Annotated in this window: 25 protein-coding genes; 23 read left to right on the top strand and 2 right to left on the bottom strand. The window is 55.4% G+C overall.

Going from position 1 to position 24,265, the window contains the following annotated elements; genetic code table 11:
* Positions 1 to 1,404 (top strand): DUF4055 domain-containing protein, encoded by a 1,404-nt coding sequence (locus tag C3F35_RS00995; RefSeq protein WP_103792449.1) that lies wholly within the window; start codon positions 1 to 3, stop codon positions 1,402 to 1,404.
* Here C3F35_RS00995 and C3F35_RS27315 read toward each other — a convergent pair.
* Together C3F35_RS27315 and C3F35_RS27310 are read right to left on the bottom strand one after the other, a co-directional pair.
* A complete protein-coding gene (locus C3F35_RS27315; RefSeq protein ID WP_442786108.1) occupies positions 1,307 to 2,176 on the bottom strand; it encodes a hypothetical protein in 870 nt (289 codons plus the stop codon). The genes C3F35_RS00995 and C3F35_RS27315 overlap by 98 nt on opposite strands.
* A gap of 120 nt (positions 2,177 to 2,296) precedes the next feature.
* The gene (locus C3F35_RS27310) at positions 2,297 to 2,719 is read right to left on the bottom strand and encodes a DUF559 domain-containing protein (RefSeq protein WP_375341688.1); all 423 of its coding nucleotides are present in this window, start codon (positions 2,717 to 2,719) and stop codon (positions 2,297 to 2,299) included.
* Between C3F35_RS27310 and C3F35_RS27305 the strand changes: the two genes are divergently transcribed.
* The 22 genes from C3F35_RS27305 to C3F35_RS00880 all read left to right on the top strand — a co-directional run bounded on the left by C3F35_RS27305 (position 2,699) and on the right by C3F35_RS00880 (position 23,955).
* Entirely contained in the window at positions 2,699 to 3,577 is an 879-nt protein-coding gene (locus C3F35_RS27305) for a hypothetical protein (protein ID WP_375341687.1), read from the top strand. The two genes, C3F35_RS27310 and C3F35_RS27305, sit on opposite strands and share 21 nt — an antisense overlap.
* A 124-nt stretch (positions 3,578 to 3,701) precedes the next feature.
* The gene (locus C3F35_RS00975) at positions 3,702 to 4,454 is read left to right on the top strand and encodes a DUF6651 domain-containing protein (RefSeq protein ID WP_103792448.1); all 753 of its coding nucleotides are present in this window, start codon (positions 3,702 to 3,704) and stop codon (positions 4,452 to 4,454) included.
* A gap of 19 nt (positions 4,455 to 4,473) precedes the next feature.
* Complete coding sequence (locus C3F35_RS00970) at positions 4,474 to 5,610, top strand: P22 phage major capsid protein family protein (RefSeq protein WP_103792447.1); 1,137 nt, start codon at positions 4,474 to 4,476, stop codon at positions 5,608 to 5,610.
* Positions 5,611 to 5,648: 38 nt separating this feature from the next.
* On the top strand, positions 5,649 to 5,870 hold the full coding sequence (locus tag C3F35_RS00965; protein ID WP_103792446.1) for a hypothetical protein: 222 nt from the start codon (positions 5,649 to 5,651) through the stop codon (positions 5,868 to 5,870).
* Between the two features lie 2 nt (positions 5,871 to 5,872).
* Entirely contained in the window at positions 5,873 to 6,355 is a 483-nt protein-coding gene (locus tag C3F35_RS00960; protein WP_103792445.1) for a DnaT-like ssDNA-binding protein, read from the top strand.
* A 1-nt stretch (position 6,356) separates the two neighbouring features.
* The gene (locus tag C3F35_RS00955; protein WP_032617997.1) at positions 6,357 to 6,710 is read left to right on the top strand and encodes a hypothetical protein; all 354 of its coding nucleotides are present in this window, start codon (positions 6,357 to 6,359) and stop codon (positions 6,708 to 6,710) included.
* 2 nt (positions 6,711 to 6,712) lie between these two features.
* A complete protein-coding gene (locus tag C3F35_RS00950) occupies positions 6,713 to 7,312 on the top strand; it encodes a hypothetical protein (RefSeq protein ID WP_103792444.1) in 600 nt (199 codons plus the stop codon).
* 7 nt (positions 7,313 to 7,319) lie between these two features.
* Positions 7,320 to 7,751: a DUF4128 domain-containing protein gene (locus C3F35_RS00945; protein ID WP_233211643.1), complete on the top strand. Its 432-nt coding sequence runs from the start codon at positions 7,320 to 7,322 to the stop codon at positions 7,749 to 7,751.
* 46 nt (positions 7,752 to 7,797) lie between these two features.
* A complete protein-coding gene (locus tag C3F35_RS00940) occupies positions 7,798 to 8,730 on the top strand; it encodes a phage tail tube protein (RefSeq protein WP_103792442.1) in 933 nt (310 codons plus the stop codon).
* A gap of 41 nt (positions 8,731 to 8,771) precedes the next feature.
* Positions 8,772 to 9,110 (top strand): phage tail assembly chaperone, encoded by a 339-nt coding sequence (locus C3F35_RS00935; RefSeq protein ID WP_103792441.1) that lies wholly within the window; start codon positions 8,772 to 8,774, stop codon positions 9,108 to 9,110.
* 17 nt (positions 9,111 to 9,127) lie between these two features.
* Positions 9,128 to 9,415 (top strand): DUF1799 domain-containing protein, encoded by a 288-nt coding sequence (locus tag C3F35_RS00930; protein WP_103792440.1) that lies wholly within the window; start codon positions 9,128 to 9,130, stop codon positions 9,413 to 9,415.
* Positions 9,415 to 12,570, top strand: coding sequence for a phage tail tape measure protein (locus C3F35_RS00925; RefSeq protein ID WP_103792439.1), 3,156 nt, complete (start codon positions 9,415 to 9,417; stop codon positions 12,568 to 12,570). Before C3F35_RS00930 ends, C3F35_RS00925 begins: the two co-directional genes overlap by 1 nt.
* 103 nt (positions 12,571 to 12,673) lie before the next feature.
* Positions 12,674 to 13,048, top strand: a complete 375-nt coding sequence (locus C3F35_RS00920; protein WP_146054036.1) for a hypothetical protein — start codon at positions 12,674 to 12,676, stop codon at positions 13,046 to 13,048.
* A 144-nt stretch (positions 13,049 to 13,192) separates the two neighbouring features.
* Positions 13,193 to 13,351: a hypothetical protein gene (locus C3F35_RS26975; RefSeq protein ID WP_373407777.1), complete on the top strand. Its 159-nt coding sequence runs from the start codon at positions 13,193 to 13,195 to the stop codon at positions 13,349 to 13,351.
* 66 nt (positions 13,352 to 13,417) lie between these two features.
* Positions 13,418 to 13,768, top strand: a complete 351-nt coding sequence (locus C3F35_RS00915; RefSeq protein ID WP_103792437.1) for a phage tail protein — start codon at positions 13,418 to 13,420, stop codon at positions 13,766 to 13,768.
* On the top strand, positions 13,768 to 14,538 hold the full coding sequence (locus C3F35_RS00910; protein WP_199186139.1) for a phage minor tail protein L: 771 nt from the start codon (positions 13,768 to 13,770) through the stop codon (positions 14,536 to 14,538). The genes C3F35_RS00915 and C3F35_RS00910 overlap by 1 nt, the downstream gene beginning before the upstream one ends.
* 12 nt (positions 14,539 to 14,550) lie before the next feature.
* Entirely contained in the window at positions 14,551 to 15,282 is a 732-nt protein-coding gene (locus tag C3F35_RS00905) for a C40 family peptidase (protein ID WP_103792435.1), read from the top strand.
* Entirely contained in the window at positions 15,270 to 15,869 is a 600-nt protein-coding gene (locus C3F35_RS00900; protein ID WP_103792434.1) for a tail assembly protein, read from the top strand. The genes C3F35_RS00905 and C3F35_RS00900 overlap by 13 nt, the downstream gene beginning before the upstream one ends.
* A gap of 54 nt (positions 15,870 to 15,923) precedes the next feature.
* Positions 15,924 to 20,921, top strand: coding sequence for a TipJ family phage tail tip protein (gpJ, locus tag C3F35_RS26970; protein WP_103792433.1), 4,998 nt, complete (start codon positions 15,924 to 15,926; stop codon positions 20,919 to 20,921).
* A gap of 60 nt (positions 20,922 to 20,981) precedes the next feature.
* Positions 20,982 to 22,643, top strand: a complete 1,662-nt coding sequence (locus tag C3F35_RS00890; protein ID WP_103792432.1) for a phage head spike fiber domain-containing protein — start codon at positions 20,982 to 20,984, stop codon at positions 22,641 to 22,643.
* Entirely contained in the window at positions 22,643 to 22,945 is a 303-nt protein-coding gene (locus C3F35_RS00885) for a hypothetical protein (protein ID WP_103792431.1), read from the top strand. Before C3F35_RS00890 ends, C3F35_RS00885 begins: the two co-directional genes overlap by 1 nt.
* Positions 22,946 to 22,956: 11 nt before the next feature.
* A complete protein-coding gene (locus C3F35_RS00880; RefSeq protein WP_103792430.1) occupies positions 22,957 to 23,955 on the top strand; it encodes a tail fiber domain-containing protein in 999 nt (332 codons plus the stop codon).
* Positions 23,956 to 24,265: the final 310 nt, after the last annotated feature.

The following is a 24,265-nucleotide window of genomic DNA, read 5'->3' as shown; positions in this document are numbered from 1 at the left end:
ATGCCTGATATTTCAACACCCAATCTGGACTATGGGAACATGGTGCAGGCGTGGGACATTAACGACGCCCTGATGGGCGGCACGCTGTATATGCGCGAGCTGTGTGAGGCATATCTGCCGCGCTGGCCGAAGGAAGACAAAGAGGATTACAAAAAGCGCCTGGCAGTGGCCACGCTACTTCCTGCCTACGAAGAGACGATCAACCAGAACGTCGGGCGCGTATTCGCTGAACCAATCCAGTTGGGCGAAAACGTGCCGGACCAGCTGCGTGAGTTCGCGAAAGACGTGGACCTTGAAGGCACCCGCCTGGATGTATGGGCGCAGTCGTTCTTCAGCCTGGCGATGCAGTATGGCCTCTCCCATGCGCTGGTGGACTATCCCCGCGTTGACCCCGAACAGGTTAAGACCAAAGCCGATGAGAAGGCCACCGGCGCGCGCCCGTACGTTACCATGCTGAATCCCCGCCAGGTGATCGGCTGGAAGTCGAAGATGACTGGCGGCAAGGTCGTGCTTACGTCGCTGCGCATCAAAGAGGTGGTGGTCGAAGACGGTGACGACTTCGGGCAGACGAAAGTCGAACAGATCCGCCTCCTGACGCCGGGCAAGGTCGAAATCTATCGAAAGACCGCTGGTGGTCAGGGTGAAGCAACCTGGCAAAAGCACGAAGAGTGGGCAACCTCCCGTCGAGATATCACCCTAGTCACGCTCTACACCAAGCGCACCGGCTTCATGTGCGGTTCACCGCCGCTGCTGAATATGGCGCTGCTGAACGTTAAACACTGGCAGAGCCAGAGCGAGCAGGACAACATCCTCCACGTCGCCCGGGTGCCGATCCTCACCGTGTTCGGGCTGGAGGAGGGGGAAGAGTTGACCATCGGCTCTTCATCGGCAACCTCGTTCAACGATCGGCAGACGCAGGGCCTCGAGTACGTCGAGCATACTGGCTCATCCATTGGCGCTGGCAAAGAATCGCTGGCTGAGCTGGTGGAGCAGATGCGCCAGGCGGGCGCGAAGATGCTACGTACCGATAACACCTCGACGAAGTCCTTAGACCAGACCTCAGAAGAGAAGATGCAGGAGCAGTCCCCGCTCTACACCATGGCGACCAGTCTGGAAGATGCGATCGACAACATCCTGCAAATCATGGCCGAGTACATCGGTGAGAAAGAGGGTGGCAACGTCGATGTCCGCACTGAACTGGATGTCGAGTCGAAAGAGTTTAACCCTCCGGCAGCGCTGGCTATTCAGTCCCTGCGCCAGGGTGGTGACCTCCGTCGTATTGATGCCATTAAAGCCCTGCAGAAGCTCAACCTGATTGATGCTGATGCCGACCCTGAGAAAGTCCTTGATGAGTTGCTGGCTGAATCGGCCTCGCTGATCGGACCGCCAGCAGAAGAGGTGTGATATGGCCCGTTCCGTCAACGACCGCCTGCAGGATGAGACGATAGCGCATGGCCTCTATGTGACGTGCTACGGCACTGGCGTCGCCCGGCGCATGGTGGCGCTGCTGAATAAACTGGATGCCGAGCTGGCCGCGAAACTGCTGGTGCTTCTGGACGGCAAACGGGCGGATACCTACAGCGCCCGTCGCCTGGCATCGCTGCTGGCTGGTGTGCGTGAACTGAATCAGCAGGCCTACGAACCGGTTAACGCGGCGCTGGCACGCGAACTGACGCGCTACGTTGAATATGAGGCCGGGTATCAACTGGACCTGTTCAGCAGCAGCATCCCACAGCAGATCCTGAAACACGTTCCGCTGCAGAGCATTGCTCCCGAGCAGGTCTACGCCGCAGCAGCAGCGCAGCCATTCCAGGGGAGATTGCTGAAGGAGTGGGGCCAGAAGCTTGAAGCCGACCGGCTGGACAAAATCACCAATGCTGTGCGCTCCGGCTTCCTCCAGGGCGAGACGGTAGAACAGATTGTCCGGCGCGTTGCCGGCACGCCAAAACTTAACCGGGAAGATGGGGTGATCAATGGATCCCGGCGTGACCTGGCGGTGGTGACCCGCACCGCGGTGAATCACATGGCCGCCACGGCGCGGCAGGAATTCGCTCAGGTCAACAGCGATATAGTCAAGGCCAAGCAGTGGTCGTCCACGCTGGATACGCATACCAGCCAGTGGTGCATCATCCGCGACCGCAAGCTCTACTCGCTCGAGGGTAAGCCATTGGGGCATGAAATCCCGTATTTACGCGGACCTGGAAAAATTCACTTCTGCGCGGTACCCAAAGGGACCATTATCACAACTGACAATGGCCCTAAAGCGGTAGAGCATATCGAACTTGGGGATATGGCTTTAACCCATAAAGGGCGCTTTGAGCCGGTCATGCAGAAGGTCAGAAAGGCTGCTAATGGTCTCCCTGTCATTAAGATCCAGGATGATACCGGCAGGGTTCTTTTGATAACGCACGATCACCCGGTATTGACGCTTAAAGGATGGAAATTTGCAGGAGCTCTCAAAGTTGGGGACAAACTTTTCCATCATGGAAAAGAGGTGGTGCCAGTAATCAACGGAAGTTGCCTTGTCACATCTCATGCGCAAGATTACCCAGCCAGACTCCGCCAGACTCTCATCGCGCTTCTGAGAACGACCGAGCTTGTGCCCGCCGACGTCGATTTCGATAGCCACGCCGAGGGATGGGATCGCAAAGTCGAGCAGATAGTGTTCGAAAAGGTGCTGGTGAACCCATCTATCATCATGGGAGAGAGCGAGAAGCATCATTTGCTCGCGATCGCTAATCTTCTCTCTGAATTGGGGTTGCAGCGTTTTGGCTATTTTCTCCCGGTATTCATGGCTAACGTGGCGACTCTTCATTCGCTCACTGACTCTCTCGAAATGACCATTGGCAAGATTGGTTGCCTTGATTCTTTCCACGACATCTCTGCTTTGAGTGGGGTTGTTCGCGGTCATGCGAGCGGAGTGGGCGGCCATGACATCGCTGCTTTCCTTTCTGAGCCCAAAGAAGTGGTGATCGGCTCCGCTGTGGTAGGTGGTAATTCCGCGGTCGATGCTGACACGCTGCTGCTCAGCTCTGGTACGCCTTCTGATGCCGTGCTTAATGGCTGCTCGGGAGACAACACCATTACCGAGCCCGTACAGCCTTTCGATTTCACGCAAAGAAAGGCCCTTGCCCCAATGCTCGAACTGGATGAGGAATGCGTAATCAATAACTTTTCTCATGGCACCATTGAATCCATTTCTGTTGTCGATAATAGGAATGAATTATACGACCTTTCTGTTGGTGAGGCTAATTCATACTTCGCTAACGGTTTGCTCGTCTCAAACTGCCGCTCCGGCGAAATCCTGATTACCAAATCGTGGGCCGAGCTGCAGATAGCCTCTGGCGAGCTGAGCAGCGCTACGCGCGCCTCGATGGACGGACAGGTACCAGCGCATACCAGCTATGCCGAGTGGCTTACCCGGCAGCCGTACGCACGGCAGGAGCAAGTGCTCGGTGTCACCCGCGCCATGATGCTGCGTGATGGCAAAATCACGGTGCCGGAAATGTTCAATGATGCCGGGGAGTTTCTCACCCTGGACGAACTGCGCCGCGTGGATGCGTCGGCATTCGAGTAATACAAACCTCATCAATATCAGGCTGCCTTCGGGCGGCCTTTTTTATGCCTGCCGCTGAGCGGATGCGACGCGGTGAACGGGTCGGATGACCTATTACCAATGGCCGGAAGGCTGGAGCAAAACAATGAAACTCAAACTTGATGCTAACGGCAATGTGGTCGTTGAAAACGGTATGCCTGTGTACATCCATGATGATGGCAAAGAGATCCCGTTCGATGCAGCCGCAGCGATGACCAAAATCACCTCTCTAAACGGTGAGGCTAAAACCCACCGTGAGGCGAAGGAGGTGGCGGAAGCCAACCTCGCGAAATTCGCTGGCATCTCCGACCCGACCAAGGCGCTCGAGGCCCTGGATATGATGACCAAAATCGACCAGAAAAAGCTGATCGACGCTGGCGCCGTTGACCAGGTGAAGGCCGAGATCACCAAGGTATACCAGCAGCAGCTGGACGAAGCGAACGGCAAGACCAAACAGCTCGAAACCCAGCTCTACGACGAGATGATCGGCGGCCGCTTCGGTGGCTCGAAATTCATCTCCGAAAAGATGGCGATCCCGGCTGAGTTCGTGCGTTCTCACTTCGGCCAGAACTTCAAAATTGAAGACGGCAAGGTCGTGGCCTACGACGGCCAGGGCAACAAGGTGTTCTCCCGCACCAAACCCGGCGAACTGGCTGGCTTCGATGAAGCGCTGGAATCTCTGGTCGAGTTGCATCCGCAGAAAGACTACATCCTCAAAGCGTCCGGTAACAGCGGCGGTGGCTCCCACCAGTCGCAGCATCAGGCCGGGCAAAAAACCATGAAACGCGGTGCGTTTGACGCTCTTGATGGCGCAGGCAAGCAGGCTGCGCTTAGCGACGGCGTCAGCATCGTCGATTAATCGAAAGGATATTTAGAATATGAGCAATACGCTTACTGGGTTGATTCCTACTCTGTACACCGCACTGAACCGCGTATCCCGCGAGCAAGTGGGCTTCATCCCTGCCGTGGCGCGCAACGCGAAAGCTGATGCTGCGGCTAAAGACCAGACCGTCACCGCGCCGGTGGCACCAAAAACCACCACCGTCGATATCACCCCTGCAGCGACCGCCCCGAACGATGGCGATCAGAACATCGGTACCGTGGATGTCAAAATCACCAAATCCAAAATGGCCCCGGTCAAATGGAACGGTGAAGAACAGCTGGCTATCGGGCCGTCAGGGAATTACGACGTCATCCTGGCTGACCAGTTTTCCCAGGCCTTCCGTGCACTGAGCAATGAGATGGACGCTGACCTGGCGGCACTGTACTACAAATCCTCTCGCGCTGTCGGTGCGCCGAAAGATACGCCGTTCAGCATTAAAGACGATTTGTCTGATGCAGCGCTGGCTCGCCAGATTCTGGTTGATAACGGTGCGCCAACTACCGACCTGCGTATGGTGCTGGGCGGTGAGGCGATGGCCTCCATTCGTGGTAAGCAGTCCGTGCTGTTCAAAGCGAATGAAGCCGGAACCGACCAGTTGCTGCGCGAAGGTGTAATCGGTCGCGTAATGGGCTTCAACCTGCATGAATCCGCCAACATCAAGCGCACCGCGAAAAGCACCGCGGGTGGCTATAAGGTCAACGGCGCGAAGAAAGAAGGCGACATCATCGTCGCTATCTCTGCAGGTACTGGTGGGATTGCAGTCGGCACCGCAGTGAAATTCGACGGTGACGACAATCAGTATCTGGTGGTGGCTGCTACCTCTTCCAGTATCACCATTGGTGCGCCAGGCCTGCGTCAGGATCTGGCAGACCAGGCGGCCGTTACTGTCCTGGCTGAATTCGCACCAAACATGGCTTTCGATCGCAACGCATTCCTGCTGGCGTGTCGCACCCCGGCAATGCCAAAAGGCGGCGACACCGCCGATGATGTGATGAACGTGACCGACCCGGTATCCGGCATCACCTTCCAGATCGCGCTGTATCGCCAGTACCGCCAGGTGCGTTATGAAGTTGGTGTGGCGTGGGGCGTTGCAGCCGTGCAGCCTGAGCATTCCACCATCATCATGGGTTAACCACTGGGGCTTCGGCCCCTTTGTTTTCAGGAGGCCCAATGGCCGGATTAACCAAAGAGCAGCGCGCGCTGCGTGAGGCTGAAAAGCTTGCCACACAGAATGGTGCTGAAAAAACTCCTGCTCAGCAGGACCAGCCTGGTGTAGAGCTGGTGGTCATGGTGCGTGACATCCCAGAGTTTCCCGGCAGTCCGCTGAGCGCTGAGGTTCACCCTGACGAAGTTGATAACTGGCTGGCGCTAGACTGGCGTCTGGAGGAGTAACCATGCTGGTTGCCGATCCCCATTCACCTGGCTTCAACAGTTACGCCAGCGTTGCTGACCTGCGTGCGTTCGCGGCGGGGCGCGGGTATACCGTTCCTGCCGATGACGGCGAGTGCGGCCAGATGCTGATGCAGGCTATGGACTTTCTCGAAGGGAAGAACTGGCGCGGCCAGCGCTCCAGCACATCGCAGCCGCTGTCGTGGCCGCGCATGGGCGTGCGCTTTGATGGCGTTGACCTGCCGGATGACACCATTCCGCAACGACTGGTTGATGCGCAGTGCCGCCTGGCTATGGAATCGCAGGAGATAGACCTCACGCCTTCGGTCGCAGGTGGTGGAGCAGTGACGATGGAGCGCGTCGAGGGAGCGGTTACCGTTCAGTACGAGCCGGGAACGAATAAGGCCTCACCGTCATTCCCCTGGCTCTACTCCTCGTTGCGTGGGCTGGTGGTGGGCGGCAATCAGATCCGCATCGAAAGGGGGTGATATGCCAATCGACTACCGCCGCATGCGAAACACCGCAAAGCGACTGCTGACCGAGAACGGGAAGTCTTATCCGCTTACCCGCGGTGGCGGCACTACCCGCGATCAGTTCGGCAAAGAGGTAACCACCCCGACTATCACTGCGACCGTCACTGGCGTTGTCACTGAATACTCCTCTCGTGAAATAGATGGCTCTCTGATTACTACTGGCGATAAAAAGCTGGCGGCCACGTTCGAAACGGAAGTGCGCATTGACGACCGCATCGAGATCGACGGCAAAGCATGGCGGGTGGTGCAGCCTAATCCGGTTAAGCCTGCCGATGTACTCATCTCCTACAACATCCAGCTGAGGGCGTGACTATGGCCAGCTCTGTTAATCAGCCGTTCCTGGCTGCCATTCAGTTATTTGTGGATAGTTCGAAGCAGGAGATGGATCAGGTAGTGCGCCTGACGGGCATTAAAATCCTCGCTCAACTGGTTGAGATGTCCCCGGTGGGCCAGCCGGATATCTGGCAGGTTAACCAGACCGCGACGGCGTACAACACTGCGGTGCGGGAGCATAACGCGGCCCTTCGCGATGACTCTGCCAACCTGACCAAATCGGGACGGCTTAAGCGAGGTCTGCGCGTAAATGACTCGATAGACATCAAAAAGCCTGAGGGCTATGTCGGCGGGCGCTTCAAAAACAACTGGTATGTGGGTTTCGACAGCCAGCCTACTCAGTCCAACGATACACCGGACGCTTCCGGCCAGGGTTCAAACTCCCGTGGCATGGCGGTGCTCGAGGTGTTCAGGGTGGGCCAGGTCAGCTCGATTTACTTCACCAATAATCTGCCTTATGCGGCGGCGCTTGAGAACGGGCACTCTGGTCAGGCGCCCGGCGGCATGGTGGGTATCACTGCGCTGGACGCCGCGCAGCTGTTCCGTGAAGCAATGAGCGAGGTGCGTAATGGCCGGTGACCAGTCAATGCGGATCGCTGACCTGCTTGAGAGCCGGGTTGCGGTAATCTGCTCCTCCCTCGGACTGCCAGTGGCCTGGCCGAACATCGCGTTTACTCCCCCGGATAATGCGCCTTACGGGCGTGTTTATGTTCTGCCGGCGCAAACCGTGGGGCAGGACCTGGAAGGCCAGTTGCGTACGTACCAGGGCATTCTCCAGATCAACATCATCGCTCCTGCCGGCAGCGGAGTGACCCTGGCCCGAGGGCTGGCAAAGTCTGTTGCCGATGCCTTCCCCGAAGGGCTGCCGCTGATGGATGGTGACCTGACGGTTTATATCAACGGACCGCCGCAGGTGCGCACGCCGATACAGGATCGCCCAACATCTGCACCCAACGGCAGTAGTGGCTCCATCACCTACACCACCCCCGTCAGCATGCAGTACCGCGCTGATTACTGACCCGCCGCCTGGCGGGTTTTTTATTACCTCAATTCAGGAGAATGCAATGGCATTCGCAATCCCTAACGGGTCACGTGTGAACGTGGCCAAGGCCTATCTTGCGCCGATTGTCTTCACTGCAGCCTCCAACGCGACGGAATGCGAACTGACCGTTGCCTCTGCTGCCGGGATTCTCGCGGGCGATGTTGTCCAGGTCAGTTCTGGCTGGCTCAAACTCGATAACATGGTGCTGCGCGTTAAATCGGTAACCAGTACCAAAATTGTGCTGGAAGCGTTCGATACCACCGATACCAAGAAATTCCCGGCGGGCACCGGCGCAGGCACACTGCGCAAAATCGACTCGTGGATCACCATGCCTCAGGTCATGACGCTCTCTACCGAAGGCGGCGACCAGCAGACCATCAGTGTCCAGTTCCTGGAAGATGATAAGGCCCGTACCATCCCTACGTTCAAAAACGCCGTGGTTCAGGTCTACACCTTCGCGCATGACCCGATGCTGGCGATCTACAAGCGTCTCATCGACCTGGACGACTCCAGCGACACCACGGCGGTATGGTTCCACAACCCGCGTGGCAAAGCGGATCGTTACTACTCCGCCAAAGTATCTTTCCAGCGCGTGCCGCGTACCGAAATCAACGCGGTGGAAAGCAACGACGCGCGCATGAACTTCGAATCGGATATGCAGATTTACCCGATCGCCGATGCCTCCGCTGTGCCGCTGGCGTTCCTGACCAACCTGCCAGCCACCAAAACCCTCGCAGTTGGCGCTGCATTGGATCTGGCTGTGGTTATGCAGGGCGGCTCCGCACCTTACACCTACGTGTGGAAGAAGGGCAGCACCGCCATCCCTGGCAAAACAGCTTCGACGTTCAACATCCCATCTATCGCATCCGGCGATGCGGGCTCTTACATCTGCGAAGTCACCGACGCTGCAGGCAAGACGCTCACTTCAGCTGCTTGCGCCGTCACCGTCAGCTAACCATTTATGCCCGGTTCGCCGGGCTATTCTGAGATGAATCAATGACTCAATTCTCCCTGATCCCGAACCCAACGTTTTCAGCTACTGCCAGCATCCCACAAGCCGGGAAAGAAGACGGCAAACTGACCTTCAGCTTCCGCCATAAAACGCTTGAAGAGCTGCGCGCTCTGGACGAGCAACTGCAAAAAAAAGCCGATGGCAAAAAAGCGCCTATCGCGCCACAGGCCGACTATCTGATGGAAATCGTCGACGGCTGGGCGCTGCCGGATGAGTTCACCCGCGATAACGTGATCGTCCTCCTGCAGAACTATCCGCGCGCGTTCGACAGCATCGGCCTGGCCTACACCAAAGAGCTGATGGGTATCCGCGAAAAAAACTGAGGCAGGTCGCCGCAGCGATGTATACACCGGGACCGACACTCGCGGAGTTAGCCGCTTTTGGTTTAACGCCTGAGGACGTGGAGGAAGAGGTGGGGATCCTGCCATCCATATGGGAGGCCTTTACCGTCTTCTCCACTCTGGCGACCCAATGGCGCGTCGGTGCGAGCGGTGCGACCGGTCTTGATTACAACGTTCTCCCTTGGGTGTTTGAATTGCACGGGGTTGAGGATGCGGCGGCCTGCATGGCTGATATTCGAATCATGGAAAGCGAGGCTCTCAAAGTGATGCATAAGGAGACGGCCTGATGAGTGACCAAATCGCCTCGATCACATTGCGTGCTGACGTATCCGATCTGAAAACAGCCAGCAATGAACTAGATAAACTCGGTGAAGCCGCGGCGGGAGCCGTAGGTAAAGCCGATGACCTTAACAGTGTATTCCGCGCTGGCGCTGAGTCTGCGAAACAGGGCAGCGAAGGTCTCAAAGAGCAGCAGACTGCGCTCAAAGGCCTGCTGGAGAATATCGATCCGGTAAACAAGGCGCTGAACCGCCTGGATGAACAGCAGGCTGCGCTGCGTAACTTCCAGACCAAAGGCTTCCTGGATACCGACGATTTTCAGCACTACAACAAAATCCTGGACGATACCCGACTTAAGCTGACGGATACCGGCGAAGCAGCTGCGCGTGCCCAGGCAGAACTCGCGGCCACTCAGGCGGCAGAGAAGCAATCAGCCGCGCTGAAGAACCTGCTGGGTTCAATCGACCCGACGATCCGCGCATTCAACTCGCTGGACGAGCAGCATGCGCAGCTGGTGGCACACTTCGAAGCAGGGCGCATTAACGGCACCCAGTTCGAGCATTTCAACACCATCCTCAACCAGACGCGTGAACGGCTCTCTGGCGTGGCTGACGTGCTGCCTGAGGCGCTATCCCGACAGGAGGCCGCTGCACGCCGCGCTGGAATTTCTGTGGGGCAGTACAGTGCTGCGCTGCGCACGCTCCCGGCGCAGTTTACCGATATTGCTACTCAACTGGCAGGTGGACAATCCCCATTCCTGATCCTGCTACAACAGGGTGGGCAGATTAAGGATTCCTTCGGGGGCCTCGGTCCAATGCTCCAGGCTCTGAGGGATGCATTATTTGGCTTTAACGAAGAAAGCAGAGGGACCGCTGAATCGGCAACAAACATCAGTGATGCTGCTGAAGGTCTTAATAACACGAGTGAGGCAGCGGAAAAACTGGGGCGGGCGGGTGGTCTGCTAAATACCTTTAACCTTGCTATTGCGGGTTCTGTAGCTGTTCTGGCTGTTCTGGCGGGAGCTGCATATAGCTCATCCCAGCAGTTCGACAATGTTGCCAGATCGCTCATTTTGATGGGAGGGGCTGGCTTCTCATCAATGCAGCAATTGAATGACGCGGCAAAAGATGTTGCAGAAAATGCTGGCGCGTCCCTGGCTGATTCTGTTGATACCCTGATACAACTTAATGACACCGGGAAGTATACCGCCGACCAGATGACTAAAATCGCCAAATCCATTATGGCTATGGGCGATGCTGGCCTCGATACGAAGGCTGCACTGGCGGACTTTTCACGGCTGGCAAGCGATCCTATTAAGGCGCTGGCAAGCCTTAATCAGCAATATGGCTTTGTTGATGAAGCTATGATGAAGCACATCATCACCCTTGAAAAAACTAAGGGCAAAACAGCAGCTGCAAACGAAGCGATAACGTTGTTTGCCAGCACCATGGAGGACCGTAGCAATAAAATTGTTGAGGCCACCGATAATATCGGGCAAGCCTGGAACGGACTAAAAGCCTCCTCTTCCGACATTTTCGGCCAAATCGGGATTACAGTTCGGGCCTGGGGCAATCAAATCATTGATATCTTCAAATTGCTGAAAGCATCCATCAATGATTTGTTTCTGAATCTCACCTCGCTTGACGCTAAATTCACCGGAACAGTTGCCGGATGGGCTGAAAAAATTCCTGGTGGTGGTGCGCTGGCAAATTTCCTCGGCATGGATGTCGAGGCAATGAAAAAGGCTGGGGCTGAAGCTGACAAAGAAATCGCAGCCAATAAAAAACGCTACGATGAACTCTGGAAACGGATCTCCGCACCAAACGCGCAAGCTAATTACGAGGCTGAAGCGCGAGGAACCTCGGTCAAGGGTGAAGGGGGTACAAGTCGCGAATCGAGAGATGCAGTTTCGAAGCTTACCCAGGACTCTGCCAAAAAGACCAAAGAGGCAAGAGCTACGCTGGATGCTGGCGATCGCACCCTGGAGAACTACCGCGGCCAGGCCAGAACCCTAACGGAAACGCTCGAAACCCTGCGACAGACCGGCGATCTTCACGCCAAAAACACTGAGTTCAGCAAACAGCAATCGCATTTTGCCGAATTGGACGAGGCCGCTAAAACCCGTGCGCTGACTGCCCAGGAGAAATCTCTTCTCTCAAGTCGGGAGGCCATCCTCAACGCTGCTAAGGTTGTGGATCAGAAAAACAAGGAGATTGAGGCCCAGCAGAAGATTAATGGCCTGGCGCAGCAGGCTAATAAGTACGTCACTCAGATGTCGGAAAAGACTGATGCCGTACGTGATAGCGCAGGCCTCAGCAGTCGCCAGACACAGCGTATGATGGAGGAGGCCCAACTTCGTCAGGGCTGGCTGAACGGAGGCGGTAAGCTTGAAGACGCTGGATATGAGAAGGAGTTAGCGGCACTTCGTAAATATTATGCTGAAGAAGATAAGTTGCGTGGCGACTGGAAATCAGGTGCTATCAGCGGCTGGAATGAGTATTTGGACGTCGCCACCAATACTTATGACGCCGTTAAAAATGTAGCCAGTTCAACCCTAACAGGCCTGAGCGACATGCTGACCGAACTTATGACTACCGGCAAAGCGTCGGTTAAAGAGTTCGGCAAATCCATGCTCAAGATGATCCTGGATGTGACAAACCGTCTTATGGTTGCCTACGCAGTGCAGGCGGCAATGGGGTGGGTTAACGGCGGGTCTGGTGGTGGCTCAACTCCGGGTGAAGCTTACGCCAATGCTGCTGCAGGTGTAACGTTCAACGCTAAAGGCGGCGTATACGATTCTCCAGGTCTCAGTAAATATGTGAATGGCGTCTACAATTCACCTCAGTATTTCACGTTTCAGGGAGCCTCTAAGTTTGCCAAGGGTGGTGTATTTGCCGAGGCGGGCGAAGAGGCGATCATGCCGCTTACGCGTGATTCCGCAGGACGACTGGGAGTCAGGGCGCAAGGTGGGGGCGGTTCGCAGCCGCAGGTCAATATTGATATCTACGTCGATAACAAGGGCAATACATCATCAAATACGTCTGGAGATGGTAATGCCGCTGCCAGAGCTTTAGGCAAGGAAATCGAAGCCAAGGTGACTGAGATCCTGGCAAGAGCCGCCCGAAGCGATGGATTACTTGGGAGACAGTTCCAGGCAAAGTAATTTCTTGGCTTAATTCCTGAGATGGGAATATCACATGTACCTGGTTACAGCCATACATCCCCTAGTTATCATGAGCTATACGATGCTAATCAAGGGGATGATAATGAAGGCGCTCAAAATTGGCCTTGTAGGGATTGTTGTTATTTATTTGTTCATCAATGCCAGTAAATCACAAGAGATAAAAAGCGAAGACATACCTGCGTTTGCTAAAAGTGAGTCAAACGCTTGGATTGCAAAAACGCTAGATAAACTAGGTGCCGACGTTATCAAAAGCTCAACCTTCTATCTGAAGCAAGAGCTGACGGAGGAGGACATTGTTAACGGCTATGTTTGCGGAACAATAACAACCGGGGAACGCTTCTTTACTGAGGTCTCGATCAATAAGCGCAAGCACACTTCTGGCATTTTCAAAAATATGATTTTTGATAAGCGCAATGCAAAAACATTTAATCAGATCTGGAACGCTGAGTGTAAGTAACCACCACACCCGACGACCACCCACCGGGGCTTTTTTGTCGTTAGTCGATTGAGATCAATGAATCAGCATTTGCCGTTGCGCCTGTGATTTCTCCTGATAGGATTAATCTTATCTTTTACTGATGGGGATAGGGATGTGAAGAAAATTCTTGTTGTTCTATTGGTGTCACTTTTCTCGCTAACAGCAACGGCTGCAAACAAACCATGCTCAGGTAAGAAAGGTGGAATATCGCATTGCTCAGGTGAAAAGTTTGTTTGTAATGATGGAACTATCAGCAAGTCTAAGAAGGTTTGCCAGAAATAGTTGTTTATAACTGGCTCCCACTATCAAATTCAAACCCGCTTCGGCGGGTTTTTTTATGGAGTAAATATGGTAGTTGAAACCTACGGCTGGCGCTCGCAGCTCGGTGCCGGGCCCATTGAATATGACCAGACGGTGCGTGCAGCGCAGTTCGGCGATGGTTATGAGCAGGTGGCCGAGAACGGCATCAACTCCACGGCCATTCAGGTGCCGATGAAGCACACTGGTACCGATGCCGAGGTAAAAGCTATCCGCGACTTCCTGCTGGCTCATACCGTAAAGGCTTTCATCATCACGCCGCCAGGCGAAGAGAAGGGGCTTTACCGGACTGTCGCTAACTCGGTGCGCAAGAACCAGATCAACAGCAAATTCGCTGAGCTGACGTTCACTATTAAACGGGCCTACGGGGTATACGCATAATGGAACTTGTTGATCAGGCCGCGAAGCTGGCACCAGGCGGCAGGGTCCGCCTGGTCGAAGTGGATGCCTCAGAGTTCAGCGGCGGGATCCACCGCTTTCACTACAGCCCGTTTCCCCATACGCCTGCCGAGATTGACGCGGCGAACGGCGACGAGGCCAGGCTGGGGCCGAAGCCCATCATCTGGGATGGCAACGCCTACGAGTTCTGGCCCTTCCAGATTGCCGACCTGGCGCTTTCAACGGATCAGGCCGCCGAGCCAAAGCTCAGCGTGTCTAACCTCGACGGCCACATCACCGCGCTTTGTCTCCAGTTTAAGGACATGGTGAATGCGAAGGTAAGCATCATTGACACCTACGCGGTTTACCTGGATGCGGTGAACTTCCCGGGCGGTGTTAATCCGACAGCAGACCCGACGATGTTCTCCCTACAGACCTTCTGGCTGGATACCAAAACCTCTGAAGATGACGAGATGGTGTCCTGGTCGCTCAGTAGCCCGGCAGACCTGCAGAACCTGGTCATACCAACCCGGCAGATCACCTCGCTCTGCGAATGGGCTCTACGCGGACAATATCGCAGCGGTGACGGCTGCACCTACAACGGCACGGCATATTTCGATGCGAAGGGTAATGCGGTAGCGGACCCGGCGTTTGATGTATGCGGGGGTTGCCTCAGTGACTGCCGCAAGCGTTTCGGCGCAGGGCTGGCAGAACCGAACACTGCCGTTCTTGATTTCGGCGGCTACCCGGCGACAGTTCTCTTCACCCGATAACCGGATATATCCATGAACAAAACCATTATGACGGCGATCCGGGCGCATGCGCTGGAGGAATCCCCACGCGAGTGCTGCGGCTTTGTCATTCAGTCAGGACGGCGCCAGCGCTATATCCCTGTGCCGAACAGCCACGAAAACCCGACCGAGCATTTCAGAATTGACGGTCAGCACTGGGCGAATGCTGAGGATGCCGGAACCATTATCCGGGTCATTCACTCCCACCCGGGCGACGGCGCACGGCCTATCCCGTCTGACCTCGATCGCCAGCAGTGTAATAACTCCGGCGTGGTCTGGGGCATCTACGCTCCGGACTGCGATGAATACGCAGAAGTAACGCCGGACGCCATACCGCTGATTGGCCGCCCGTTCATTCTGGGTTCGCACGACTGCTGGGGGCTGGTCATGGACTGGCACGCCACTCAGGGCGTGATGCTTAACGATTTCCGCGTTGATTACCCATGGTGGGAAAGCCAGTACCCGGACAACCTCTATTTTGACAACTGGGAGCGGGAAGGGTTTGTCGAATGCGACCCGGCGCCCGGCTGCATGGTCATCATGCAGGTTGAATCCGCTAAGTGGAACCACGCGGGGATCATCACAGAGGAAGGTGAGCTACTTCACCATCTATATGGCCAGCCCTCCTGCATCACGCCGTATGCCCGGGGTTACTTCAAGGACCGGACCATGATCTGCGTTCGCCACAAAGACCTGCCGCAGGAGATACAGCCATGGCGCGTTTAACCACTATCCGCCTGTATGGAGCGCTGGGAGCCCGGTTCGGGCGTGTCCATAAACTGGCCGTGCAGACATCGGCAGAAGCCGTGAAGGCACTCTGCATCAACCTGGACGGGCTGGAAAGCTACCTGATGAACGCCAAAAAGAACGGCATGACGTTTGCGGTGTTCCGCGGTAAGCGGAATATAGGGGTTCAGGACTACAAGGAGTTGGGCGGCGATAGTGACATCCGTATTGCGCCGATTATGGAAGGGGCGAAAAAGGCCGGCATGTTCCAGACCATTCTCGGGGCGGTCATGGTGGTTGCCGGCATTGCAACGGGCATTCTCACTGGATGGACCGGTATCGGCGCGACGTTTGCTGCAGGACTGATAATGTCCGGTGGTTCAATGATGGCCGGCGGAATTTACCAGATGCTATCGCCGCAGCCCAAAGGCCTGCAGGGGCGCGATGACCCGGACAACAAACCGAGCTATGCCTTTGGCGGCGCAGTGAATACCCTGGCGATGGGCAATCCGGTTGCTCTGCTGTATGGCGAGCGTGAAATCGGGGGGGCGATTATCAGTGCAGGGATCGTGGCCGAGGACATCTGACGACTTCTTACTCTTCAATTAGCACCCGGTCGGGTGCTTTTTTATGGATGCAATATGGCAACGATTACTGGTGCAAAGGGCGGAAGCCAGAAGCAGCATACGCCTGTCGAACAGCCTGATTCAGCCCAATCTATGGCGCGTTGCCGTATGCTGCTGGCGCTCGGTGAAGGGGAGTTTGCTGGTGGGCTGGACGCGACCCGGATTTTCCTTGACGGCACTCCGCTGGGCAACGCCGATGGTTCGATGAACTTTGAGAATGTCTCCTGGGATTTTCGCCCTGGCACGCAGACGCAGACGCCGATCCCCGGCTTTCCTGCTGTGGAGAACGAGACCAGCATTGGCGTGTCGCTGACGAAGGTCACTCCCTGGACCCGTGCCATCAGTAATACCCAGATTGACGCAGTGCTGGTGCGTATCGGCATTACCGGTCTGCAGCAGCAGGAGAATGATGGCGATATCGTCGGCACTTCCGTCACCTATCACATCGATGTGGCGGTAGATGGCGGTGCATACAGCACTGTGCTCACCAAAACCGTAACGGAAAAGCTCAGTTCTCTGTACGAGCTGACCCACCGCATCAATCTGCCTAAGGCTAACACCGGCTGGCAGATCCGCGTGGTTCGCGATACCGCAGACAGCACCAGCCAGATGCTACAGAACAAGACACAGGTGCAGGCAATCACGGAGGTGATCGACGCGCGCCTGCGCTATCCGCATACCGCGCTGCTGTATGTGTCGTTCAACGCAAAATCCTTCAACAACATCCCGAAGATATCCTGCAAGCCGAAAGGGCGGATTATACGCATCCCGCAGAACTATGATCCGGTTAGCCGGGTTTATAACGGCACCTGGGATGGGACATTCAAATGGGGCTGGTCGAATAACCCGGCGTGGATCTGGTTCGATGTACTCACTGAGCCGCGCTTTGGCCTGGGTCGTCGGGTAACGGCAGCCATGCTGGATAAGTGGGAGCTGTATCGCATAGCCCAGCGCTGTGACCAGAAGGTGCCCGATGGTAAGGGCGGCACCGGTACCGAGCCGCGCTTCCTGTTTGACGTCTATATCCAGTCGCAGGCCGATGCCTGGCAGGTTATTAAGGATATCGCCGCTGGCTTCAACGGTATGACGTTCTGGGGCAACAACATGTTCAATGTTGTCTCGGACATGCCGGCAGACACGACGAAACTGCAGATCCTCACCCGCGCCTCGGTCGTCGGTAAGCCGAACTATTCCAGCGGCAGCGAGAAGAACCGCTACAGTTCGGCGCTGATTAACTTCAGCGACCCGGACAACCACTACCAGGATCGCACCACTGCGGTGATGTTTCCTGACCTGGTTAAGCAGTTCAAATTCAAGCAGACGCAGCTGACTGCCATTGGCTGTACGCGTGAGAGTGAGGCGCAGCGTCGCGGCGGCTGGGCGGTGTACTCCAACTATCTCGATCGCCTGATCACGCTGCAAACCGGGCTGGATGGCTTTGCCTATGTTCCCGGCACCGTGTTCGCTTTTGCGGATGAACGCTTTTCCGGGCGAGTGTATGGTGGGCGCGTTGTGAGTTACAACGCCGGGCTTAAAGCCGTTACAACCGATCGCGGGACCAGCGCCGTACCGGGCGACACGCTGATGATCCGCACACAGGGCGGCATTGTGGAAAACCGGGTCATTCAGGCGGTCAACGGCACGCAGTTAATCCTGGCCACGGCGTTTTCCTCTACACCAGCGCCAGATGCCGTTTTCGTTATCGATGCCGGACAGCTGCGCCTGCAGTATTTTCGTGTGATGAACCTGACATTCAACGACGAGGAGAACACCTACACCATTACAGGTGCGGAATACAACGCCTCGAAATATGACGCTGTCGATAACAATGCGCGCCTGGACATCCCGCCTGTCAGCCTGATCCCTACGGGTGTAGTCTCTCAGCCTGGCAACATCGTGGTGTCGAGTTATGAATCGGTGCGTCAGGGGCAGCGCATTGCGACGCTGACGGCGTCCTGGGATGTCCCGCTGGATAAAGCCGGGAAGCCGCAGGCGGATGTGATCGCCTATCAGGTTCAGTGGCGCCGCGGGAGCAGCGAGTGGGTGAACGTTCCGCAAACCGGCCTACGGAATATGGAAGTTCCGGGCATTTTCGAAGGTGATTACCTGGTCCGCGTTCGGGCGATAAACGCTGGTGGTGCGTCAAGTCTGTGGGCAACGTCAGCGCTGACCCATCTCAAGGGCCGGGTTGGTGAAGTGCCAAAGCCAGCCAACTTCAGGACAACGCCTTTGCTTTGGGGGGTACAGCTGGACTGGGATTTCCCCGCAGGCACTGGCGATACGCTGCAAACCGAGATCCAGTATTCGACGGTCTCGACCGGCGCGAATGCACAACTGTTGACGGGAGTGCCTTACCCGCAGCACATGTATCAGCAGCTGGGCCTGAAAGCCGGGGTAGGCTTCTGGTACCGCGCGCGGCTTGTTGACCGCACCGGCAACCAGTCAGCCTGGACTGACTTCATTCAGGGCAGCAGCAGCTCGGTTGCCGCAGATTACCTGGTGGATATCGATAACCAGATCAAACAGACCGACGCCTATAAGAACCTCGTTTCGGACATAGATGATCTGGGTGATGACCTTCAGTCAGCACGCGATGACATCACCGCAGTCACTACAGAGTCTGCGACGACCAAAGCGGGACTGGCGCAGGAGGTCACGGATCGTAAGAAAGCCATCACCGACGAGGCAACGGCGCGCGGGCAGGCGCTGCTGACCGAGAAGAACGAGCGCGTCGCGGATATCAGCAACGTCAACCAGACGATTCAGACCACCACTGATTCGCTGGCGCAGCAGATCGCGCAGATATCAGCCGGCACCGGCTCCCAGTTCGACCCGGCCAAAATCTGGTACTTCGATTCGACGGTGGAGGGCTGGACCGGGAACGGGACTCCCACAATCGTTGACGGGTGGATTCGACCAGCGAACCATGCCACCGATCCGTGGGTGGCATCACCGGGTTCACTGGCTATCAACTCCTCGTCCTATCGCTTCGTTAAACTCCGCATCAGGAAATTCGGTGCGCCGGGCTGGACGGGGCAGCTGCGGTGGCGTGGCACTGGTGGTTTCAACGACACCAACATGATCACCGTCGCCGAGCCTGCCTATGACGCCAACGGTATCGCAACGGTGGAGTTCGACAACATCCCGTGGCTGACCGAAACCACGATGAATCAGTTCAGACTGGACCTGTCCACTAAGCAGGATGCGACGAACTACTACCTGATTGACTGGGTGGCGCTCGGGCGGCCTACGCCCGGTGCAGGTATGGCGGCGCTGCAGCAGGAAACGACAGCACGTGTCGCTGGCGACCAGGCGGAGTCCACAGCGCGCGAGACGCTGGCGGCGCAGATCCGGGGCGGCTATACCGGTGACGATCCGTCAAAACTGGCATCGGGTCTGCTGTACACCGAACGCCAGGCGCGCATCACGGCGCAGGAAGCGGAGGTGACGGCCCGGACGGCGCTGGAAGCGACCGTTAACGCCAACAAAGCCAGCGTGACGCAGGAGCTGGCAACGCTGACGACTGAGCAGGAGGCGCAGGCCACTACGTTGTCAGGCCTGCAGACCACCGTCGGGAAAAATACCGGCGATATCACGCGCATCGATAAAACTGTCGCTGATAACAACAAAGCGCAGACCACCGCGCTGGCTGCGGTTAAGGCCACGACTGACCAGAATAAGACGGATATCAGCACGGAAACCACGGCCCGCACGGATGCAGACAGCGCGCTGGGGCGTCGTATCGACAGCCTGAAAGTGGATGTGGACGGTAACACGGCCAGCCGCGACGCCGGTATTGTCGGCAACGTCACCAATGCTCTCGCCAACTTCATGGCGTTCTCTGATCAGCGCGTCACGTTCGCCGTTGGCGAAACAAAAACGATGGCCGAGATCACCGAAACCCGGAAGACCGCCGCAGATGCCACAAGCGCTGTAGCTGAGCAGGTTACGACGCTTAAGGCCACGGTTGAGCAAAACGGCCAGACCAACGCCGCCGCCATCACGCGCATTGATAAAGCCGTTACGGATCTGGGGAGCGCTACCGCGACCAGCATTGAGCAGGTCACAGCGTCTATTGGGAAAACTAATGCCAATGTGCAGACGACCAGCGAGGCTGTTGCTGATATCAACGGCAAGCTCTCGGCCCAGTGGGGCGTTAAAGTCCAGGTGGAAGCGAACGGTGTTAAACGCATCGCGGGTATCCAGCTGGGCATTGACGGTACAGGGGCCTCAAACTTCCTGATTTCTGCCGATACCTTCGCGGTTTATAACCCGACGACGAACGGGCAGGAACTGGTGTTTGCGGCGACCGGCGGGCAGATGTTTTTGCGCTCGGTGTTCATCCAGGACGGTTCCATCGACAACGGCAAAATCGGGAATTATATCCAGTCCAGCAACTGGGACGGGACCGGTAATGTCGGCTGGCATATCAATAAATCCGGGTATGCCACGTTTAATGGCGTGACGGTTCGTGGGACGATTTATGCCACCAACGGAGAGTTCCGGGGTACGGTTTACGCTACAGATGGAGACTTCAAGGGCACCGTTTATGCGAATAAAATCGTAGGCGATGTCGTTAATATGTTCTCGTTCCCGGGTGGCAGGTATCGGGGGGATCCTGGCAAACAACAGGATTTCTATCGACAGGTTACCTGGGCGGGTGGTGTTCCATATGATGTCACTATCGCTGTACCGACATTTGTCGTATGGAATGAAAGTGATAGTTATAACGCTGCCATGGAAGCCTACGTCAATATAAACGGACGTAATATTACAGTCGCGCCTCTTGGGTTAAGGCTGTCGTATGCCGGGCCGAACAACACTCAACGCCAGGTAAACTGTTATGTACCTGTTACGGCTAGTCTGGATATTCCTGCAAATTCAGGGCCTGTAGCTATACGTGTTGGCCTGAGAGGAATAGCTAATGGCGAGGCTTATATGGACATGCAGCCATCAATGGTATTAATCACCAAAAGAAATACCCCAAACTTTTCTGGTTACTCCGGTAATTGATACGAATCCCACCCTTATAACCCAGCTCCGGCTGGGTTTTTCATTTTAAGGACATCACGAATGGCCACACTTGATGACGATTTGGCGAAAGCCGTCACGGAAGGGTTTCGCCTGGCGCAAAGCAGTATCATCAACCAGGACCTTATTTTATCGGGAACCGGCGATGTCACCGTAACCCTGGCAGACGGCTCGAAAAAGACGGGTCCCAGCTGGACGAAACTGATCGCCCAGGCGGGTGCGGCAGGAGCCAGCGCTGCTGCTGCCAAAACCTCAGAAACGAATGCAAAAACCTCTGAGACGAATGCGAATTCATCTAAGACCGTAGCGGCAAGCAGCGCTACAGCAGCCAAGACCAGCGAAACGAATGCCAAAACCTCCGAGACGAACGCAAAAACGTCTGAGACGAATGCCAAAACGTCGGAGACCAACGCAGCCGCCAGCGCCAGTAGTGCCGCAGCATCACTTGCGGCCGCACAGCTTCTGACGTCTGTACCCTATGAGGAAGCCCCATTCCCTGACGTCTGGTTGCCGCTGAATGATGACCTCCGCCTGCTGGCTGGGTTTGCGCCTTACGACCGGCTGACCATTTCCGGGCAGGTGCTGGAATTAGCAACAAAATCAGCGACCTTTACCCGGTCAACCAAAGCAACGTATATCGACAAATCCGGCGTATTACAGACCGCAGATATTAACGAACCGCGCTTTGAAAAGGCTGGGTTATTACTGGAATCTCAGGCCACAAACTTATATATAAATTCCGAGCAATGGGGAGCAGGATCGAGAGTTAACACCACGAACAACAGTGGTGACTCACCTCGTGGCGATAAAACGATGGCGCTGATAATTGAGGATACAGCGGGGGCAGAACACTACACGCAGGATCGCAATATTGCTTTGGTAGCAGGAACAACTTATTGCTTTTCCGTTTTTGTTAAGGCTCACTCCAGTCCACGCAACTTATATTTGCGTGTTGCTTCTGGTAGCACATCTCAAACTTTCTTTGATCCGGTTACAGGGGCATGGTCTGGTAATGCGGGCGGAGCTGATTATATTGATCGCGGGTTCGAGGATTTGGGAAGCGGCATTTATCGCGTATGGATGGCATTCACAGCCGCCGCAAGCCAAAGCACAGTTATTCGCCTTCAATTAGCAAACGGCGTTTCATCAAACTACACCGGTGATGGCAAGTCAGGTTTATATGTATGGGGCGCGCAGTTAGAGGACAGTCCTTTCCCTACTTCATATATCAAAACCGAGGCGTCTACCGTTGCACGCACCGCAGACAGTTGGAGCATTCCTGTTGAAAATGCCGGATATAAAACCCTTGCAACTCTGTTTAATAGGACCGTTGCAGCGGAGTTAACAGCAAAGTTTATGCCTGTGGGTGGCTATACTGAGGCTATATCTGTCCAGGGACCCAGATATGACATCGTTTGTCGACTCGATACGAATAAAATGATGCGTTCCTACCGCAGTAACCCGCTGGAGATTGCTCTAGAAAATGGGGCGTCAGGTATATTCGCATATACCATCACGGGCAATGCTGTGTCTATGTCATTTATTGGAAAGACCACTTCAGGTACCCGAACCAATGCCGATGTTAATGCGATCACGAAATTCGGTAACGTAGCCCAATCTACTGCAAGGTTCGTTTATTACCTTCGCAACTTCCGTATCTGGCACCGCCTGCTAACTCCCAACCAAATTAATGGACTCCGCTAATGAGAGACTTATATCTGCGTTTTAATGACGCCGACGAAATGCGCATGCAGCTAATCGCGGCGGGGTTTATGGAAGATGAGGGACAGGGTGGTTTATTTCACCCGGATATCAGCCTGGATATCGTCGGGGTTATCACTGTTCCTGCTGAAGTTATCAATGCCGGTGAAGAAAACGAAGTTATCAAGTACACCACCGAACCCGGCTATCACGTCAATTTGCGGGTCATGAATGACTCGCTCGATTTATCCGGGCTGAACGATTTTGTGGTTAAACCGAAAACACCGGCTCGCGTCTGGGCGTAAGGAATTAAGTTATGGCAAACAGAATAGATACGGCTGAATTAAGCAGGGCCATTGCTGCCTGGACATCCACCATCAATGACGCGTCTCTGCCGGGGGCCGGGAGTACGGTTTATGGCGGATACATAAAGTCACAGTACACCGTAAATGGTGTTGAGAAGATATCCGCCCAACTCCAGATCGTGAAACGCATCGAATGGAACTACTCCATTGCCAGACTGGTGGTGTTGCAAAATGCGGGGGGTACTGACTCCGCGCAGAACAACTACTTCGACTTCATGTCCAACGGCAATGTGCAAATTCCCGGACGTTTGTATATGGGCGGTCCAGCCGTGAGTTCGTGGTGGAACTCAGCACAGGCCCACTATGCCTCTTATTACGCGGAGACCGCCACGGATTCTCCGGGTAACGGGGCTATAGCTGGCCTTTCCTGGGGGTATCAACATGGCGGTGGGTATAACCTTCGATCGATGTGGGGTAATGTTGGTAACGGGCTGAGTTCCTGGGCTAACACTGCACTAACACAGTTCGGAGATAGTGGGTCCAAGATACGGTACTGGTACTTCACCCCAGCCAACGGGGACTTTGTTACCTCAGTCAGCGGTGATGGAGGATTTTCTGGCAACTATACGTATCAGAAGGCTGCAACCTCAGATGCCACACTGAAGCACGATATCGCCTATGACGATGGCAAAGCCTCTTACGAAAACATCAGGAAGCTGAAACCCTGCACGTTCGTGTATAACGGCGATTACCTGGAACGTGTGCGCCGGGGGATCATCGCCCAGGACGCTTTACGGGATATTGACCGTGAGTATGTGAAGCTGGTTCCCGCTGCGCCTGAGTTTGACAAAGAGGGGAATCGTTGTGATAAAGACGACACCTTAGCTCTTGATAATAACGTTATCCAGATGGATACGGCGCTGGCGCTGCATCACGCGATTGCCAAAATCGAGGCGCTGACCACCCAAGTCGTGCAGCTGCAGGTTGAGGTTCAGGCACTGAAGTCGTAACGGCATCAGAATGTTCAGCAGTAATTATCATCAACCGCAATTCGAACTCTCTGAAGAGAGAAAAAAGCCCGCACGGGAGCGGGCACAACTCCCTTAGCTTTGTTATTAATCCTGCGTTCATGACGCAGGTAGTTAACATATCGGCGGCATTAGCCATTACTTTAGGTAGGAAGCATTAGCGCTTCGTTTAAAATCATCTAAATTTAAATGAAGGTGAATCCCCCTATGCGGCGGGGCAATCCAGTTCTGTAGGTGTAAATATGCTTGCGGCTCGTATGACTGGTAACGAGTCACCGGGAGGCACCCGGCA

This window comes from Leclercia sp. LSNIH3, from assembly GCF_002935105.1.
Classification (GTDB): Bacteria; Pseudomonadota; Gammaproteobacteria; order Enterobacterales; family Enterobacteriaceae; genus Enterobacter; species Enterobacter adecarboxylatus.
Note: the sequence above shows the minus strand (reverse complement) of the source record. Positions and strands in the feature narration are given on the sequence as shown.

Bases quoted from the DNA above. Each gene is read 5' to 3' on its own strand.
- C3F35_RS00995 (WP_103792449.1), top strand. From the start codon at position 1: ATGCCTGATATTTCAACACCCAATCTGGACTATGGGAACATGGTGCAG.
- C3F35_RS27315 (WP_442786108.1), bottom strand. From the start codon at position 2,176: ATGCCCCAATGGCTTACCCTCGAGCGAGTAGAGCTTGCGGTCGCGGAT.
- C3F35_RS27305 (WP_375341687.1), top strand. From the start codon at position 2,699: ATGGGAGAGAGCGAGAAGCATCATTTGCTCGCGATCGCTAATCTTCTC.
- C3F35_RS27310 (WP_375341688.1), bottom strand. From the start codon at position 2,719: ATGCTTCTCGCTCTCTCCCATGATGATAGATGGGTTCACCAGCACCTT.
- C3F35_RS00975 (WP_103792448.1), top strand. From the start codon at position 3,702: ATGAAACTCAAACTTGATGCTAACGGCAATGTGGTCGTTGAAAACGGT.
- C3F35_RS00970 (WP_103792447.1), top strand. From the start codon at position 4,474: ATGAGCAATACGCTTACTGGGTTGATTCCTACTCTGTACACCGCACTG.
- C3F35_RS00965 (WP_103792446.1), top strand. From the start codon at position 5,649: ATGGCCGGATTAACCAAAGAGCAGCGCGCGCTGCGTGAGGCTGAAAAG.
- C3F35_RS00960 (WP_103792445.1), top strand. From the start codon at position 5,873: ATGCTGGTTGCCGATCCCCATTCACCTGGCTTCAACAGTTACGCCAGC.
- C3F35_RS00955 (WP_032617997.1), top strand. From the start codon at position 6,357: ATGCCAATCGACTACCGCCGCATGCGAAACACCGCAAAGCGACTGCTG.
- C3F35_RS00950 (WP_103792444.1), top strand. From the start codon at position 6,713: ATGGCCAGCTCTGTTAATCAGCCGTTCCTGGCTGCCATTCAGTTATTT.
- C3F35_RS00945 (WP_233211643.1), top strand. From the start codon at position 7,320: ATGCGGATCGCTGACCTGCTTGAGAGCCGGGTTGCGGTAATCTGCTCC.
- C3F35_RS00940 (WP_103792442.1), top strand. From the start codon at position 7,798: ATGGCATTCGCAATCCCTAACGGGTCACGTGTGAACGTGGCCAAGGCC.
- C3F35_RS00935 (WP_103792441.1), top strand. From the start codon at position 8,772: ATGACTCAATTCTCCCTGATCCCGAACCCAACGTTTTCAGCTACTGCC.
- C3F35_RS00930 (WP_103792440.1), top strand. From the start codon at position 9,128: ATGTATACACCGGGACCGACACTCGCGGAGTTAGCCGCTTTTGGTTTA.
- C3F35_RS00925 (WP_103792439.1), top strand. From the start codon at position 9,415: ATGAGTGACCAAATCGCCTCGATCACATTGCGTGCTGACGTATCCGAT.
- C3F35_RS00920 (WP_146054036.1), top strand. From the start codon at position 12,674: ATGAAGGCGCTCAAAATTGGCCTTGTAGGGATTGTTGTTATTTATTTG.
- C3F35_RS00915 (WP_103792437.1), top strand. From the start codon at position 13,418: ATGGTAGTTGAAACCTACGGCTGGCGCTCGCAGCTCGGTGCCGGGCCC.
- C3F35_RS00910 (WP_199186139.1), top strand. From the start codon at position 13,768: ATGGAACTTGTTGATCAGGCCGCGAAGCTGGCACCAGGCGGCAGGGTC.
- C3F35_RS00905 (WP_103792435.1), top strand. From the start codon at position 14,551: ATGAACAAAACCATTATGACGGCGATCCGGGCGCATGCGCTGGAGGAA.
- C3F35_RS00900 (WP_103792434.1), top strand. From the start codon at position 15,270: ATGGCGCGTTTAACCACTATCCGCCTGTATGGAGCGCTGGGAGCCCGG.
- gpJ (WP_103792433.1), top strand. From the start codon at position 15,924: ATGGCAACGATTACTGGTGCAAAGGGCGGAAGCCAGAAGCAGCATACG.
- C3F35_RS00890 (WP_103792432.1), top strand. From the start codon at position 20,982: ATGGCCACACTTGATGACGATTTGGCGAAAGCCGTCACGGAAGGGTTT.
- C3F35_RS00885 (WP_103792431.1), top strand. From the start codon at position 22,643: ATGAGAGACTTATATCTGCGTTTTAATGACGCCGACGAAATGCGCATG.
- C3F35_RS00880 (WP_103792430.1), top strand. From the start codon at position 22,957: ATGGCAAACAGAATAGATACGGCTGAATTAAGCAGGGCCATTGCTGCC.